The sequence below is a fragment of the Cellvibrio sp. OA-2007 genome (assembly GCF_000953825.1).
In the GTDB taxonomy this organism is placed as follows: Bacteria; Pseudomonadota; Gammaproteobacteria; order Pseudomonadales; family Cellvibrionaceae; genus Cellvibrio.
In genome coordinates, this window is sequence record NZ_BBUL01000091.1 from 71,946 (window position 1) to 90,269 (window position 18,324).

At 47.3% G+C, this 18,324-nt stretch carries 7 protein-coding genes; all 7 read left to right on the plus strand.

The features are described 5' to 3' along the window. Nucleotides 1-33 precede the first annotated feature (33 nt). Entirely contained in the window at nt 34-2,913 is a 2,880-nt protein-coding gene (locus AWU77_RS12010; protein WP_062063705.1) for a TonB-dependent receptor, read from the plus strand. A gap of 105 nt (nt 2,914-3,018) precedes the next feature. Beyond that, nucleotides 3,019-4,533 carry a tryptophan halogenase family protein gene (locus AWU77_RS12015; RefSeq protein WP_062063707.1) on the plus strand — a complete coding sequence of 505 codons (1,515 nt, stop codon included), beginning with the start codon at nt 3,019-3,021 and terminating at the stop codon, nt 4,531-4,533. 47 nt (nt 4,534-4,580) lie between these two features. Beyond that, nucleotides 4,581-6,449, plus strand: a complete 1,869-nt coding sequence (locus AWU77_RS12020) for a glycoside hydrolase family 13 protein (RefSeq protein WP_062063710.1) — start codon at nt 4,581-4,583, stop codon at nt 6,447-6,449. 47 nt (nt 6,450-6,496) lie between these two features. Continuing rightward, nucleotides 6,497-10,348, plus strand: coding sequence for a glycoside hydrolase family 97 catalytic domain-containing protein (locus tag AWU77_RS20125; RefSeq protein WP_084618324.1), 3,852 nt, complete (start codon nt 6,497-6,499; stop codon nt 10,346-10,348). Nucleotides 10,349-10,487: 139 nt separating this feature from the next. Next, on the plus strand, nt 10,488-11,636 hold the full coding sequence (locus tag AWU77_RS12030; protein ID WP_062063713.1) for an acyltransferase: 1,149 nt from the start codon (nt 10,488-10,490) through the stop codon (nt 11,634-11,636). A 49-nt stretch (nt 11,637-11,685) separates the two neighbouring features. Continuing rightward, entirely contained in the window at nt 11,686-13,530 is a 1,845-nt protein-coding gene (locus AWU77_RS12035; RefSeq protein WP_062063715.1) for a glycoside hydrolase family 13 protein, read from the plus strand. A gap of 357 nt (nt 13,531-13,887) precedes the next feature. Then, complete coding sequence (locus tag AWU77_RS12040; protein ID WP_238582402.1) at nt 13,888-18,324, plus strand: alpha-1,6-glucosidase domain-containing protein; 4,437 nt, start codon at nt 13,888-13,890, stop codon at nt 18,322-18,324.

Sequence of the window (18,324 nt, forward strand, 5' to 3'; positions counted from 1 at the left end):
AATAAAAGATATACCTCTGCGGAGAGAAACCTCATGAAAAAGCAATCGTTCAACCATATGCTCGCACTGGCCGCAACAATGGCACTCGTGTCGGGTTCACAAGCTGTTTATGCACAGCAAGCTGCTGAGCAAGTAGAAGAAGTGACTGTTACTGGTTATCGCGCTACGGTGCTTAACTCAATTGAAACCAAGCGCCAATCTGATGTGGTCGCCGATGTTGTCGATGCAAGCGCAGTTGGATCCTTACCTCAAGTATCGATTGCCGATGCGTTGGGTCGCATTCCAGGCGTCACTACTGTGCGCGATTCTGGCCAGTCATCGCAATTAAATATTCGCGGTATGAATGGCGACTTTATTCAAACCACTTTGAATGGCCGCGAGCAAGCGACTACCAGTTCTTACACTGAAAGTCTGCGCTGGATGTCATTCGACCAATACCCCGCTGAGTTGATTAGTCAGGCGGCGGTGTACAAATCACCAAAGGCTTCGCACATAGAAGGTGGTGTTGCAGCGGTTGTTGAACTCAAAACTGTTAACCCATTGTTGGCGGCGAAAGAGCACAATTTTAACGCCGGTGTGCGTTTGTCGAAAAACAATGACGCGACTGGCGATGATCAAGGCGAGCGCTACAGCCTCTCTTATCAAGGCAAGTTTTTAGATGACACATTGGGGGTTGCCCTGGGTTATTCCAGCCTTACCCAGCCTAATAATTTTGAAGGGTCGCGTGCCGGTGCCGACGGCCAAATTGGTTATGCCTCTGCCAACTCTGATTTTGCCCGCGCCTATCAATTTCAAACCGGTTACGGCGATGATCAGCGCGATGCATTTATGCTGACCACTGTGTTTCAGCCGAATGATTTTTTCAAAGCGCAAATAGATTATTTTAAATCTGAGTTTGAATCAGAAGACAAGCGTCATGGTGTAACTGTGGGCGGCTTGTCAAATGCGACTGCGACTAATGGTGTAATCAACATTGGCAATCCTAAAACGACTGGCGATTCATCGCCCTGGATTGAGGCGCGCACTGAAGATCAGTCTACTAATGCCGACTCAGATAGCGTTGGTTTAAATCTGGAATTTAATCTGACCGACACTACCACGCTCACGCTGGATTACACCAATAGTAAAGGTGATAAAACCCGTAAAGACCGTTTGGTTTCTATGCATGCGTACCAGTTTGGTACCGCAACTGGCAACCTGAATGGCAGCAGCGTAACTGGCGCAACTTGGGAAGAGTTGGCTGGCCAAACCATTTCCATTATCGAAAATGGCGAAAAAACACCAACGATTTCATTTAACAATCCTGATTTGCTGACCAGTTCCAATATGCGTTTGTCGCGCTACGAGGAATATCCACACGTTTATACCGATGAAGTAGAAAGCTTCAAGCTCGATGTAAAACAAGAATTGGAAATGCCATTGATAAAATCGGTTGAAGCGGGTGCGCGTATGTCAGAGCGTGTATTCGATTCTCGCCGTGGTACCTTCCTCTACGGTGCGCGCGATGGTCAATTCAACTATGTAGATGGCAGCGGTAATTGGCAGTCTTATTGTGCTGATAACCTCACTGATCCATTTATCGCTTGTAAGCCACAAGCAATTGATGGTTTTGTATCCGTGGGCTCAGTTACTGGTGCACCAGATCATTTAGTGGTGAATATGCAAGGCCTTGCCGATCAAATCTTTGGCGCAGGTAATTATCAAGGTAAGCAAGTATTCAGTCGCGATTGGACTTTTGTTGAGTCGGGTGCATTGGAAGAAAAAACCGATGCATTTTATTTAATGGCTAACTTGGAAACCACATTGGGCAGCGTTCCTGTGACCGGTAATATCGGTGTACGTTACGTAAAATCTGATGTGAAATCCAAAGGTGTACAAAACGTTGGTGCTGGTAACGGCGAATCAATTACCGATGATGTTGGTGTAACCCAAACCAATTACAAATACGTTGAGTACGGCCCGGAATTTAGCGATACCTTGCCCAGCTTGAACTTGAACTTTGAGTTGAGCGATAACGATGTATTGCGCTTTGCAGCAGCAAAAGTAATGGGTCGTCCACCGGCAGGTCAGTTAAAAGGTGGTGCAGGTTCTTGGAATGGCGGTGATCGCGGCGGTAACCAATACAACGTGTGGACTAAAGGCTCTCCTTATCTGGATCCATTCCGTGCGAACCAACTTGATTTGTCTTACGAGCATTATTTTGACAATGGCGGCGCGATTACCGTTGCAGGCTTCTGGAAAGATATTGAAAGCTTGGTGGAAAATATTTCCTATAACCCGGTTATTCAGCGCGATGGCAATGGCAATCCAGTGTTGGATAGCAGTGGCCAGGTTGTGGTGGTTGAAGACACGCTACCAATCTTCCAAGCCAATGGTTTAATTATTCCAGCAGGCATGGTTGCCGGTACCTACAATACTGCAGTAAACAATGAGAAGGGCGGTTACATTCGCGGTCTTGAATTGGCCGGTACTTATACGTTTGACTCATTGCCCGGTATTTTTTCTGGCTTAGGTACTACTGCAAGCTATTCTTTCACGCAGAGTGAAATGGAAATTACCGGTGGCTCACTGTTCTCGGAAAAACTTTCATTGCCGGGTCTGTCGGAAAATGTCTGGTCGGTAACTGCGTTCTGGGATATTGGCCAGTTCAGCACTAACCTGAACATGCGCTACCGCGATGAATATGTGTTGAATATGCCGGTACCAGGTAGTTCAACACCGGTGCTTGGTCAGGCTTATACCACTGTGGATTATCAAGCGTCTTATGCGTTTGATAATGGCGTAGATGTAGTGTTTGAAGTTACTAACTTGACCGATGAACCAGTGGTGCTGTCTTACGGTGAAGACAATCGTTTAGGCGAGTACAAAACCTTTGGTCGTCAGTTTTATGTAGGTGTGAACTACAAGTTTTAACCGCTTGAAGTAACACTGGGAAACTCCAGCGACAATCAGGAACCGCCCGTCGAGCCGATTTGACGGGCGGTTTTTTACTAAATGGCGGCGATAAAAGGTGTTGTTATGAATGGCAAACGTGTACTGATTTTGGGTGGTGGTACTGCCGGTTGGATTACCGCTAATTTGATGGCGACCCACTGGCAAGGAAAGGGTTTCGACATCACGCTAGTGGAGTCGCCTGATATCGGCATTATCGGTGTAGGTGAAGGTTCAACACCGCCATTAAGAGGCTTCATGGATGTAATCGGAGTAACAGAGCAGGAGTGGATGGCCGAGTGTAAGGCGACTTACAAAACCGGAATCACTTTTAAAGATTGGTCAGTAAAACCTGGCTTTACCGAGTATTTTCATCCCTTTTTATCCCAGCCAGATGATTTCAGTGCGCCGGCCTTTTTTCACAATAGCCATTTGCGCCGCAATGGCGTGGATTTGGAAGGTCACCCCAATCACTTTTTTTTAGCCGCCGAATTAGCGCGGCAAAAGTTGGCACCTATCGCGCCGGAAAATTTTCCGTTTGAAATTAATTATGGCTATCACTTTGACTCATCGCTCTTGGGCAAATTTCTAGCCAGAGTCGCGGCGCGCAAAGGCGTTAAGTATATTCAAGCAACCTTGCAGGAAGTGCTGCTGGCGGAGGATGGCAATATTCGTTCGCTCAACATGCGCGACGGTCAGCAGCTAGAGGCAGATATTTTTGTTGATTGCACAGGTTTCAACAGTGAGCTGTTACAAAAAGCCTTGAAAGTGCCGTTTATCAGTTGCGCGGATACTTTATTTAACGATTCTGCCGTGGTATTTCCCACTGAGCAAGAAGAGCAAATTGAAGTACAAACCATCGCGACTGCATTGCAATATGGCTGGGCGTGGAAAATTCCGCTTACGCATCGTAACGGTAATGGCTATGTATTTAGCTCAAGTTTTTGCGACAAAGATAAAGCAGAAACTGAATTTCGCGCGAATTTGAATTTGTTGGATACCGATGTGGAAGCGCGACATTTAAAATTCAAAGTGGGACGTGTGGCAGAGCAGTGGCATAAAAACTGTTTAGCCGTTGGTTTGGCGCAGGGCTTTATTGAACCGCTAGAAGCAACCGCATTGGATATGGTGCAGGAAACCGTCGCGCGTTTTATTGAAGCTTACAACAACGGCAACTACAGCGATCAGTATCGCCAAGATTTTAATGATCGCATCAACGCTCGCTTTGACGCGGTGCGCGATTATATTGTGTGCCACTATCGAATTTCATCGCGCACAGACACAGATTATTGGATTGAAAATGGCCGCAATGAAAAAATTTCCAATTCCCTTCGCGCCATTTTGCTGAGCTGGATACAGGGTAAAAGTATCACCGATGAATTGGAGCGGCAAAAACTCGACGCCTATTTCCCCAATGTCTCCTGGAGTTGTCTGTTGGCAGGCAAAGGGATTTACCCTACACAAGCACAATTAAAACCCGGTAACGAACTTGCGCACCAATATGACCTCAATCATATCAAGCGTTATGTGCGCGGCTGTGCGCTGAATTTTAAACCCCATGTTGAGCAGCTAGCCTTGTTGGCTAAATCGGCAGCGATTTAACCGGGTTAGATTTATCGCGCAGCGACAATAATAAGGAATCCTCTTAGATGAAGAACTCTTCTCGATCCAGCTTACTGGTGCTGGTCTCTGCACTGCTTTTTCCGATCAGTGTGTTTGCCGACACTTCCTATAACATAAAACACCTCGAACCTGCCAATTGGTGGGTGGGCATGAATTACCATCAAGTTGAGTTGATGGTGCACGGTGACAATATCAGCGCGACCAAACCACAGCTTGATTACCCTGGTGTGCAAATTGTTGCGGTGACAAAAACCGATAACCCCAATTATTTATTTGTCACAATCGATATTGCCGCAAATGCCAAGCCTGGAAAATTCCCCATTCAATTCCAAGTGGATGGTAAAACCCAAAGTCGGTTTGATTATGAATTACTGACGCGGGAGAAAAATTCTGCCCAGCGACAAGGTTTTTCCGCTAAAGATGCCATTTATTTAATCACTCCCGACCGCTTTGCCAATGGTGATACCAGTAATGATGCAGTAGTTGGTTTAACTGAACAGCCTAATCGCGCGTACAAAGGTGGTCGTCACGGCGGGGATATTGCAGGCATGACGCAGCACTTGGATTACATCGCCAAGATGGGCTTTACCCAAGTCTGGCCCAATCCGCTTGCCGAAAATAATCAGCCGGAATATTCCTACCATGGTTATGCCGCAACGGATTTGTATTTAATCGATGCTCGTTACGGCACTAATCGGGACTTTAAAAATTTTGCACAAAAAGCCAAACAAAAAGACATAGGTGTTATTCAAGACATAGTGCTCAACCATATAGGTTCAAAACACTGGTGGATGGCGGATATGCCCGCCAAAGATTGGTTAAATTTCCCCGAGGTATTTACTGGCACTAATCATCGCCGCACTGTGATTCAAGATCCCTATGCCGCGCCTACAGATAAGGCTCGTTTTGTTGGCGGTTGGTTTGTTAAGTCCATGCCGGATTTAAATCAGCGCAATCCGCAGCTTGCCAACTATTTAATTCAAAACAGTTTGTGGTGGATTGAATACGCCGGATTAAGTGGTATTCGGGAGGATACCTATGGTTATGCTGATGAACAATTTTTATCGCGCTGGGCAAAAGCCATTATGGACGAATACCCCAATTTTAATATTGTGGGCGAAGAGTGGAGTTCCAATCCTGCTGTTGTGGCTCATTGGCAGCGCGGCAAAGAAAATAAAAGTGGCCATGTTTCATATATGCCTAGTGTGATGGATTTTCCCATTCATGAAACTCTGCGTACTGCGCTTAATGAAGCAGAAGGCTGGGACACAGGTTTTATTCGCCTGTACGAAATGTTGGCCAATGATTTTCTCTACGCCGATCCATTTAATCTGGTTATTTTCCCCGATAACCACGACGTATCGCGAATTTATTCCTCGCTCAATGAAGATATAGATTTGTTCAAAATGGCGATGGTGTATATGGCCACCATGCGCGGCATTCCACAATTTTATTATGGTTCGGAAATTCTATTGACCAGCCCCCGTGAGCGTGACGACGGTGCGGTGCGAGCTGATATGCCCGGTGGCTGGAAAGGTGATGCTAAAAATGCGTTTACCGGAAAAGGTTTAACGGCCAAAGAAAAAGACGCACAACAGTTTATGAAAACGCTGCTAAATTGGCGCAAACATGCCGATGTCATTCACAACGGAAAGCTGCGTCACTATGTGCCGAGCAACGGTGTTTATGTCTATGTCCGCTATCTGGATGATAAGGCGGTAATGGTCTTGCTCAATAAAAACAGCCAGGATGTAACGCATAATCTGCTTGCCTATCAGGACTTTTTAACGGGCAAACAAAAAGCAGTGGATGTGCTCGCTAAACGTGCGGTAGATATCAGTAAGCCACTGCAGCTTAACGCAAGGTCAGCGCTAATTATTGAGCTGGAAAAATAAAACTGAATGGTCATGGCTAGTCGGTTATCGCTTTAAATGAGAGAGTTATGAAAACAAAAAATATATACGCTGGCATATGGATTTTTTTTGTTGCACTGGTGTGCGCGCCGCTCAACGCTAAAACCCTGAGCCAGGCATCACCCAGCGGCAATATTATCTTTTCTGTGAATGATGACACTGGAACACCCGTTTATTCGGTGAAGTATCGCGGTAATGACATTATCAAACCGTCGCATTTGGGTTTGGAATTTAACAATATTGATGGCTTTGTACGCGATTTGAAAATTGCATCGCACACCAGCGCATCGGCTGATTCAACCTGGGAGCAACCCTGGGGCGAGCAGCGGCTGATGCGCGATCATCACAATGAACTCCTGCTCACGTTTAGCGGAATTCACAACACTAAAAAAATAATGAATCTGCGCGTGCGGGTGTTTGATGATGGTGTAGGTTTTCGCTATGAGGTGCCCGAGCAAAAAGGTCTGACTAAAAAGTCAAATAGCGCGATTGAAATCATCGACGAGAAAACCGAATTTGTTATTCCTGAGCCCACGCAAACTACGGCGTGGTGGATTCCCGGCCGCGGCTGGAATCGCTATGAGTATTTATATAATACAGCCGCGCTAACGAAGGTTGACCGCGCACACACGCCCTTCACGTTTAAATTGCCCTCGGGTGTGCATGTCAGTATTCACGAGGCGGCACTGACGGATTATGCCGCAATGGTATTGGATCAACAGCGCGACGGTGTATTAAAGGCCGATCTCACGCCTTGGTCAGATGGCATTAAAGTCAAAACCCAACTTGGGTTTACATCATCATGGCGCACCATTCAAATTGCCGATAATGCAGCGGGCTTAATTAATTCCAGTTTAATTTTAAATTTAAATGAGCCGAATAAACTGGGCGATGTCAGTTGGGTAAAACCGGGTAAATATATTGGCATCTGGTGGGGCATGCACCTGAATAAAAATACCTGGGGTTCGGGGCCAAAACACGGTGCCACTACCGAAAATACCAAAGCCTATATAGATTTTGCTGCGCAATACGGATTTGATGGTGTATTAGTCGAAGGCTGGAATGAAGGTTGGGATGGCGACTGGTTTTATAACGGCGATGTATTTAGCTTTACCAAACCCTATAAGGATTTTGATATAGCCGACATCACTCGTTATGGGTTGAGTAAAGGTGTGCGCTTGATCGGGCATCACGAAACTTCCGGCGCAGTGACCAACTATAAAAACCAAATGAGTGATGCCTATGACTTGTATAAAAAATACGGCGTCACACAAATCAAAACCGGTTATGTCGCCGATGGCGGTAAAGCAAAGCGTATCGACGAAAACGGCATAGCACGCAACGAATGGCACGATGGCCAATTTATGGTGGGCGAGTATTTGCGCTCGGTCACCGAGGCAGCAAAACGACACATCAGCATTAATACTCACGAGCCGATTAAAGACACAGGTTTGCGCCGCACTTATCCCAACTGGATTGCGCGCGAAGGTGCACGCGGTCAGGAATATAACGCGTGGGGCTCGCCGCCCAATTCGCCTGAGCATACGGTGATGTTGCCCTACACCCGTTTGTTGGCTGGCCCTATGGATTACACGCCGGGTATTTTTAATCTCGCACCCTATGGGCTGGATGCAGAAAACCGTGTGCAATCTACCCTTGCAAAAGAGCTGGCGCTCTACGTGATTATTTACAGTCCCATCCAAATGGCGGCGGATTTAATTGAAAATTATCTGCAGCCCGATGGCAAAACAATTAAGCCCGCCTTTCAATTTATTCTCGATGTACCTACCGATTGGGAAACGTCAAAGGCGCTTGCCGGTGAGGTAGGGGACTACACGGTAATCGCGCGCAAAGAGCGTAATGGGCAGGATTGGTATCTAGGGGCAATTACCGATGAACATGCGCGTGATATTTCAGTTTCACTCGATTTTCTCGATGAAAATAAACAATACGAAGCGCAAATTTATCGCGATGGCGCCAAAGCCGAATGGAAAACTAATCCTTACGATATGGTCATTGAAAAGAAAATTGTTACGGCCAAAGACGTGCTGAATTTTAAGTTGGGCACCAGCGGCGGTGTTGCGATTCGGTTTAAAGCACTGCCACAACAAGGTAAGCCTGTCGTCTACCAAATTTTTACGCGCCTTTACGGCAACACCAATAAGACCAATAAACCCTGGGGTACGATTGAAGAAAATGGTGTGGGGAAATTTAATGATATTAATGAAACTGCACTCAAATCGATTAAAGCCTTGGGTGTGACCCATGTGTGGTATACCGGTGTGCCACACCATGCGGTGATTCGTGATTACACTGCCTATGGCATCAGCAATGACGACCCGGATGTTGTAAAAGGTCGCGCTGGTTCGCCCTATGCGGTGAAAGATTATTACAACGTAAATCCCGACCTTGCGGTTGACCCCGCCAAACGCCTGCAAGAATTTGAAGACTTAATTGCGCGCACTCATGCGCAGGGCATGAAAGTTATTATCGATATAGTGCCCAATCATATCGCGCGTGCGTACCACTCATTGAGTAAACCTGCCGGCGTTACAGATTTCGGTGCGCTTGATGACACAACAGTTGAATATGCGCGCGATAATAATTTCTATTATGTGGTCGGTGAAAACTTTAAAGTCCCGGAAGCACAAAACAACTATCGTCCATTAGGCGGTGAATCGCATCCACTTAGCGATGGGAAATTTGCAGAAAACCCTGCCAAGTGGACTGGCAATGGTTCACGCCTTGCTCAGCCGAAATTTGATGACTGGTATGAAACAGTAAAAATTAATTACGGCGTACGCCCGGATGGCAGTAAAGATTTTCCTGAATTACCTGCAGGCTACGCACAAAAAAGCGTGCAGGAACATTATCGGTTCTGGAAAGGGAAATCCGTTCCAAATTCCTGGATTAAATTCCGCCAGATCGCCGAGTATTGGTTAAGTAAAGGCGTTGATGGTTTCCGTTACGATATGGCGGAAATGGTGCCGGTGGAATTCTGGAGTTATTTAAACTCAGCGATCAAACAACAAAATCCCGATGCGTTTTTGTTGGCAGAGGTCTACAACCCGCAGGAATACCGCAATTATATTCGTCTGGGAAAAATGGATTATCTGTACGATAAAGTAGAAATGTACGATAGCTTAAAAGCGATTATGCAAGGTAAAGCCGGTACCGATGTGATCGCTAAGGTGCAAGCGGGCATGAGCGATATTGAAGAGCATATGTTGCATTTTTTGGAAAACCACGACGAACAGCGCATCGCCAGCCCGGAGTTTGCAGGCAGTGCGGAAAAAGCCAAACCGGCGATGGTGGTCTCTGCGTTAATCAGTCGCTCACCTACCATGTTGTATTTCGGTCAGGAGGTGGGTGAAGCGGGGGCGTTGAATTCCGGTTTTGGCAGTGCATCGCGCACCACCATTTTTGATTATGCCGGTGTACCTGCACACCAACGCTTTATGAATGCCGGAAAATTTGATGCGGGCCAATCAACAGCAGAAGAAAAATCCCTATTGGCATTTTATCGTCAGCTGTTAACGCTCTCTGCTACTGAATCGGGTTTTAACGGTGAATATCGCGAACTGCATTCATTCAATCTTGCGCAAGCGAAAGGCTACGATGAAAAAGTATTTTCTTTTGCCCGTTGGGATTCAGAACAGAAATGGTTGGTGGTGAGCAATTTCAGTGCAACAGAAGCAAGAAAGTTTAATTTGCAACTAACACCAGAGTTGGTGAATGTGTGGAATCTTTCTGGTAAGTCGCGATTACATTCGCGATTGGATAAGGACAAGACCTACGAATTGAGTGTGAATGATAAGCATGCTCATGTTGCAATACAGTTGGCTCCGTTGGAATCAGTGGTGTTGCTATTACAAAAGTAAATACCGTCACGGCAAGTAATTATTCAATACATTAATAATTGTAAAGAGGATTGCTGAATACGTATGTAGTGAGTTGGTTGCGGAAAATTTCATGGTTATTCTGTGTGCATAACAGTGAATAACTTAATTAGGATGTTGTATGCAACCGGCTCACTTTTCAGCGATCAATCTTGATCCTGCCCGCTATATTCATTCATTAACCCCGTTGCGCGGTCTTGCAGCACTTTGGGTTGTTCTCTTTCATATTGATGTCAGTCTTTATTATCGTGACCTTGGTGCATTATTGCCTCGCGCCAGCACGGGTATATTTTCACAGGGTTACCTGTGGGTTGATTTTTTCTTTTTGCTCAGCGGTTTTATTATTGCACACGTCTACGGCGAACGGCTTCAGTCCAGTAATAAGTCTCATGCTATTAAAGAATATTTATGGGCAAGGTTTGCACGTATTTATCCCCTGCATGTGTTTACGCTTGCGTTGTTGGTTGTTGTTGCGCCATTGGTGGCCTATTTTTTTCCTGCAGTCATAGATGGTAGTTGGAAAACGTATTTTGCCTGGAGTGCAATTCCCTCCCATTTGCTATTTACGAATGCAATGAACCAGCATGAGTATCTTTCCTGGAACATTGTGTCTTGGTCGATTGGTGCAGAGTGGTGGACATATCTTGCTGCGCTTGGGGCGATAATCGGTTTGTGGCGAAAGTCACTGCTGATTGTTGTAATCGGCATGTTGTTGTCTTTTATTTGTTTGACCGGATTGGTGTATTGGTTGCCAGAGAAAAAATTAGACATTACGTTTAATTATGGTTTTTGGCGCTGCTTGTTTGAATTTATTGTTGGGTTAGGAATTTACCAGTTTTATCTGCGCCATTACGGTCGGTTTTGGCTAAAGCGAGACAGTATTTTTGCGGTACTATTGGTGGGAATTGCGGCAATATTTCATTTTAAATGGGCTGACTTGATTGTTATTCCGATATTTTCACTCTTGATATTGTCTGCTGCTTATAATCAAGGCGTTTTTTTTACGATACTGCAAAAACCCTTTTTGCAGTATCTCGGCACTATTTCTTATTCAATCTATTTAATTCACGGACTGTGGTTTTTTGTTTTCTGGTTTAGCTTCCCCTTTATTAAAGAGTCCTATGAATTGGCGCAATTGCCACTATTAGCAAAGTGTGGCTATGTGTTGGTTTTTGTTGCTGCCACTCTGGTTTCTGCTCATTTTTCTTATCGTTATATAGAGGTTCCTGGCCGGCGTTGGTTTAGGCCTCAATCCTTTACTTCTGTATAAGTTACACGGAATTTTTAAAAATCAATAAGTATTATCTATGGGAGAGTGTATGAAACTGGCAATAACATTATTCATGTTGTTTTGTTCTGTGGGATCGGTGGCTGCCAATTATAAAGTTGATCATCTTGAGCCTATGCATTGGTGGGTGGGCATGAATAACCCTCAGTTGCAATTATTGCTGCACGGGAAAAATATCGCCGAACTTGAACCAGAAGTAAATTATGACGGCGTATCCTTGCTGGGGGTAGAGCGCACCTCTAATTCCAATTATCTATTTGTTAATTTACAAATTTCACCGGCTGCGAAAGCTGGAGAGCTATCAATTCGGTTGATGAAAAACGGTACTCCAGAATTGACGTTGCCTTATCGGTTGGAAAGTCGTTTGGCTGGTTCCGCATTGCGCAGTAGTTTTTCGGCGAAAGATGCGGTGTATTTGATTACGCCGGATCGCTTTGTCAATGGTGATATTCGCAACGACTCACACGCGGAAATGCTTGAGCACGCAAATAGGATGAACCCGGTTGGGCGCCACGGCGGTGATATAAAAGGAGTGACAACCGCGTTGAAATACATTGCTGATATGGGTTTTACCATGCTTTGGCCTACACCGCTCATTGAAAATAATCAGTCTGAATATTCTTATCATGGTTATTCCCCAACAAACTTATACCGGATTGATCCTCGCTTTGGCAGTAATGAGGATTATAGAAAATTGGTTGCCGCTGCGAATAAACAGGGTATAGGTGTTATCCAGGATATAGTGCTTAATCACATCGGTGATGGGCACTGGTGGATGAAGGATTTACCCGCGAATGATTGGTTGAATCATCAGACGGGTTTTGTGCCAACAAATAACCAACACACCACAGTGCTGGATATCCATGCTGCCCCCGAAGACCTAAAAATGTTTACTGACGGTTGGTTTGTAGAATCCATGCCCGATATGAATCAGCGCAATCCTCTGCTGGCAAATTATCTGGTTCAAAATACGATTTGGTGGATTGAATACGCTAATTTGTCTGGCATCCGTGAAGATACTTATGCGTATTCGGATAAAGCGTTCCTTTCTCGTTGGGTTAAAGCAGTTTTGGATGAGTATCCGAATTTCAACATCGTTGGGGAAGAAATGAATTCCAATCCGCATATTCTTGCTTATTGGCAAAGAGGTGCTTCTAATCGCGACGGGTATAAATCCAATTTGCCCAGCTTGATGGACTTTCCGGTTGTGTTTTTGATGCCTGAAGTGCTAAACGCGGAAGAAAGCAGCTCCAGTGGTTTAATCAAACTCTATGAAATGATTGCCAACGATTTTGTCTATGCTGATGCCATGAGTTTGATGGTGTTTCCTGATAATCATGATATGTCCAGAATCTATTCGTTATTACATGAAAATCTGAATTTGTGGAAAACCTCCATATTATTTACTGCTACAACACGTGGCATTCCCCAAATTTATTATGGTACTGAAGTGCTTGCTACCAGCCCAATTGTGCGCGATGACGGTTTATTGCGGTCAGATTTTCCTGGTGGTTGGGGTGGTGATAAAGTAAATGCGTTCACAGGAAAAGGATTAACTATGCAGCAACGGGAGGCGCAATCATATTTAAAGAAACTATTGCAGTGGCGAAAGACGAGTCTGGCCGTCGAAAAAGGAAAGCTGGTTCATTACATTCCAGCCGGAGGTCATTATGTCTACTTTCGCCAACATAAGGATGAGATGTTGATGGTAGTGTTGAACAAAAACAAACAACCTTCGCATTTGGCTCTGTCACGCTTTAAATCTATGTTAAATCACAGGACTTCAGGTGTTGATATTATTTCGGGTAAAAGAATAACCTTGGATGAGTCATTGATTCTTTCCCCTCTTCAGTCGATTGCGATTTCATTTAAGTAAATGTTCTCCATACAGGTAATGGCTTCATTACCTGTATCATCATCCTTCTGCACTACTCGGATATCTTTGTGATTTTTGGTTCTTCTGAATTTTTGTAAAAGTGTTACTTTTATTCCACTTTCGTCCCTTTGCATACGTATGCAAAGGGGCTTTTTTTTAACCTGAGTTTTTGCATACGTATGTAAATTGCGGATGATTTTTTGCACTCATAGACTAGACTCACAGGTGTCCATTTATTTTTTATTGGTTTTCCAATCTCATCTTTTTAGCGCAATTTTCATTTCAAAAATAATTAACCGGGGGATAAATCCAATGATCATTTCACGCGATCTTTTAACACGGCAGAGGTTGGGGCTATTGGCTCTAACATTTGGCGCGTTGCTGCTCAGCGCTTGTGGCGGTGGCAGCGGTACTGACAATAAACAAACTAATTTTCCCAGCTGCCGCGATCCTTTGGTGTTGTTGGATAACGGCACCTGCGGTGAGCCGCGCGAGCCCTATGTGCCGCCGCCATGCCCCGAAGGCCAAGTGCGCAATGGCGCAGTTTGTGTAGTGCCAGATTTTCCCGTGCCGGAAAAAATTGCTGGCCCCAATGAAGCGGTTATTTATGTCAATGTCGATAGCGACACCAAGTTGGATAGTTTTGCCAGCTACAACCTGCATTTGTGGCAAGACTGCGGCAACGGCTGGGGTAGCACAGTGGTGGATGGCAAAGGTGCCAGTTATGCGATTCCGACCACTTGGCCCAATGGCCCGGGTGTGGCGAGTAAAGATGATGGCCCCATCGGCGTAAGACACGACCCCTACTACGGCGCTTATTTTGTGATTCCGATTAGCGCTACAGGCACTTGCGGCAATTACATTATTAAAACGCCCGGTGGTGCAGCGCAGACCAACGATTTACAAATCAATATTAAACGTGATGACAGCGATTACGCGCGCATGGCCTGGGTGATTATCAACTCAGACAATATGCGCAACAGCCGCGTGAGTGCGTTGCCGATTTGTATTAACGATGTGTGCAGTTTGAAGCGCCCATTGTTGAGCATTACCGATGTGGAAGCCCATTGGATTAGCCCGCGCACTATCATTTGGAATCGCGAATTTGCGGCAAATAAAAAAGTTGAAATTTATCGCTCTACCGAAGGTGGTATGACGGCAGCAGACAACGGCAGCATCGCCGGTGGTCAATTGTTGGCGACGCTCAATGCTGGCCGCCCAATGACCAATGAAGAGAAGGCCTTGGTGCCGCACTTGGCTTCTTACACCGCGTACGATTTACCGGCGAGCATCTCCCTCGACACCATCAAAGCGGCATTAAAAGATGAGCTGTTAATTCTTGGCCGTTACGATTCACTTGAAGAAAACAGCAGTGGGGCGATGGTCAGTGTAGAGCGTGGTCGCGCAACCCGTATTCAATTGCCACGGGTATTGGATGCACTGTACACCGCCGGTGTTAATGATGCAGACGAAGCAAAACTCGGCGTGAATTATGCCAATGGTGTGGGCGTTTCGGTGTGGGCACCGGCCGCACAAAATGTAGAGTTGCGTATTTATTCGGGCGAGCCATTGCGCTTGGCGGATTCCAAAGCCATGCAGTGGAATGCCAATACCGGTATTTGGAGTTACACCGGTTCTGCCGCGGAATTGGATCGCAAGTTTTATCGTTTCCGTGTAACCACTTACAACGCGCAAGCGAAAAAAGTACAGCGTTTGGAAGTGACCGATCCCTATTCCGTATCGCTCGCCAGCAATGGCCGCTATTCACAATTTGTGAATTTGGATGATGCAGATGCAAAACCCGCCGGTTGGGATGGCCACGCCGTACCGACGGTAGTCGCGCCAGAAGCCATGACTATTTATGAAGGCCATATTCGCGATTTTAGTATCAATGACCAAAGCACGCCGGCGGCGTATCGCGGCAAATACATGGCATTTACTGAAGCCAATAGCGCGCCGGTTGCGCATTTGCGCGAGTTAGTGGGTGCGGGTTTAACTCATATGCATTTGCTGCCGAGCAACGACAGTTCCAACATCGAAGAAGATGTGAACGCGCAGGTCAATCTGGACAGCTACATTTTTGAGCTCTGCCAAAAAGTGCCGAACAAAGCCTCGGTCAGTGTGTGCGACGGTTCGGTTAGCAACGGTGCCACTGTGCGCAGTGTGTTGGAAAGTTTTGATCCGCAATCTGACAAAGCTCGCAACTTGATCGCTGCCATCGCCAATTTGGATGGTTTCAACTGGGGTTATGACCCGCAGCATTTCAATGCTCCAGAAGGCAGCTATGCCACTAATCCTAACGGCATTACCCGCGTGAAAGAAATGCGCGCAATGAATATGGCGCTGCATCAACTCGGTTTGCGCGTGGTGATGGATGTGGTGTATCCGCACACAGTGTCATCGGGCAATCAGGCGGCCAACTCGGTCTTCGATAAAGTCGTGCCCGGTTATTACTATCGCACCAATCCCGCAACTGGCGAGCCGGAAACCGGCACCGGTGCCGGTCCAGATACCGCCACTGAGCATCGCATGATGGGCAAGTTTGTGGCTGACTCTGTGGTGCAATGGGCACAGGCCTACAAAGTAGACGGCTTCCGTTTTGACCAGTCTGGTTATATGCCGAAATCCGTTTTGGTCGATGCCTACAACGCGGTGAAAGCGGTTGACCCAGATAACTACTTCTACGCCGAAGCCTGGACACCCGGTGGTGGTTCCTCGGGCGATCGCATTGCTGAGCGCTCAGTGCAGGAGGCATTAGCCGGTACGGGTATAGGCACTTTCAATGACCGCCTGCGCAATCCGCTGCAGCAGATGGCATTGGTCAAAGGCGATAGTTTGGATGCAGTGCGCGCCGGTCTGGCGGGCAACCTGAAAGACTTTATGCTCAAAACCAAATCCGGTGCGGTAATCAAGGCGGCAACTGTGGGTGCTTACAACTTGGATCCGCAAGAAGCCATCAACTACGTTGAAAAGCACGATAACGAAACCCTGTGGGACTGGATGCATCGCCCGGGCGCATTGCCTAGCGATATGTCGCTCGCCAATCGTGTGCGGGTCGATAGCCTGACCCTGTCAGTGCCGCTGTTGAGCCAAGGTGTGCCGTTTATCCAAATGGGTAGCGACCTGCTGCGCTCTAAATCCATGTCGCCTAATAGCTACAACGCGGGCGATTGGTTTAACGCGGTGGATTTCACCAAACAAAACAACAACTGGGCCGTCGGCCTGCCGCCAGAATTGCGCGATGGCGTGACTGATGCGCATGTCAAAACCCTGTTTGCCAACCCCAATACCAAGCCGATGGCCACCGATATTGCCAAGTCGTCTGCAGTGTTCAACGAGTTCCTCAAAATCGCCTCGGGCAGCCCGTTGTTCAGCTTGCAAACCGCTGAGCAGGTCATGGATCGCGTCGGCTTCCACGACGGCGGCAAAACTCAGGTTGCCGGTCTGATTGTGATGAGTATCGATGACGGTGTTGGCACGGTTTCCGGTACCAGCGCAACCGCCCGTGCCGATTTGGATGCCGCGGTAAATGCCATTGTGGTGGTCGTCAACGCGACCGCAACGGCGCAATCGCCCAAGGTTAAAACTGCCAGTGGTTTTGTATTGCATCAAGTGCAGCAAAACTCGGCTGACGCCACAGTGCGCAACGCCAGCTTTGCCGTCGATGGTGAAAACGGTGTGTTTACAGTGCCTGCCTACACCACCGCTGTCTTTGTGAAACCGCAAGCGGGTGCACAGGGTATGGGCTTGGCGGCGAACGTGACTATAGGTTCCAGTGTGGCCGTGCCCTATGGCGATACCGCGCTCTATGTGCGTGGCGATGTGTCTGCCGCCGGTTGGGATGCCACCGCAGCCAACCGTATGACCTACGAAGGTGATGGCATCTACGCGGTGTACCTCAATGTCACTGCTGGCGCCCATAACTTTAAAGTGGCTGAAGCCAATTGGAGCAACCCAAACCTGGGCTCCAATCAGCCAATCGAAGTGGGTGGCAGCATCACTCTGGCGCAGGGCAGCAACGACAATATCGCGATTAACGTTGCCACCTCTGGCACTTATCGCTTCGAGTTGGATGCGTCATCCAGCACCAGCGCACCGACCTTGAAAGTGATTGACCCAGACACCTACAAGGCGACTTCGGTCTACCTGCGCGGCACCGTCACGGCGTCCGGCTGGGGCGATACCAATTCCGGTAACAAGTTGGTCCATGAAGGTAAGAGTATCTACGCCATCAGCGTGGCCATGACCCCGGGCGACTATATGTTCAAGGTCGCATCGAGTGACTGGAGCACAGTCAACTTGGGCTCGGCTACGGCGGTGACACTGGGTGATTACGTCGGCCTGACGCAAGGCAGCAACGACAACTTGCTGCTGACCGTTGCCACAGCGGGTAACTATCGCTTTGAAGTGGATGCCAGAAACCCAGCCGCGCCTGCGATCAAGGTGTATCGCGAAGACTTGTTTGCCGCTACCCCCGTCTACCTGCGCGGCACTGTGTCCTCGTCTGGCTGGGGCGATACCAACAGCGTCAACCGCCTCAACTACGTGGGTAAAGGGCTTTATACCCAAACCCTGACCATGGCCGCGGGCGATTACATGTTCAAAGTGGCAGAGGCTAATTGGAGCAACCCCAACCTGGGTGGTTCCGCGGCGGTGTTGGGGCAACCCACCGAGCTGACCCAAGGCTCCAACGACAATATCGGCCTGAGCATTACCACTGCCGGTGACTACCGCTTCACGCTGGATACCAGCAGCCAAAACGCCATCACCATCACCGTTGATGCGCTGAATTAA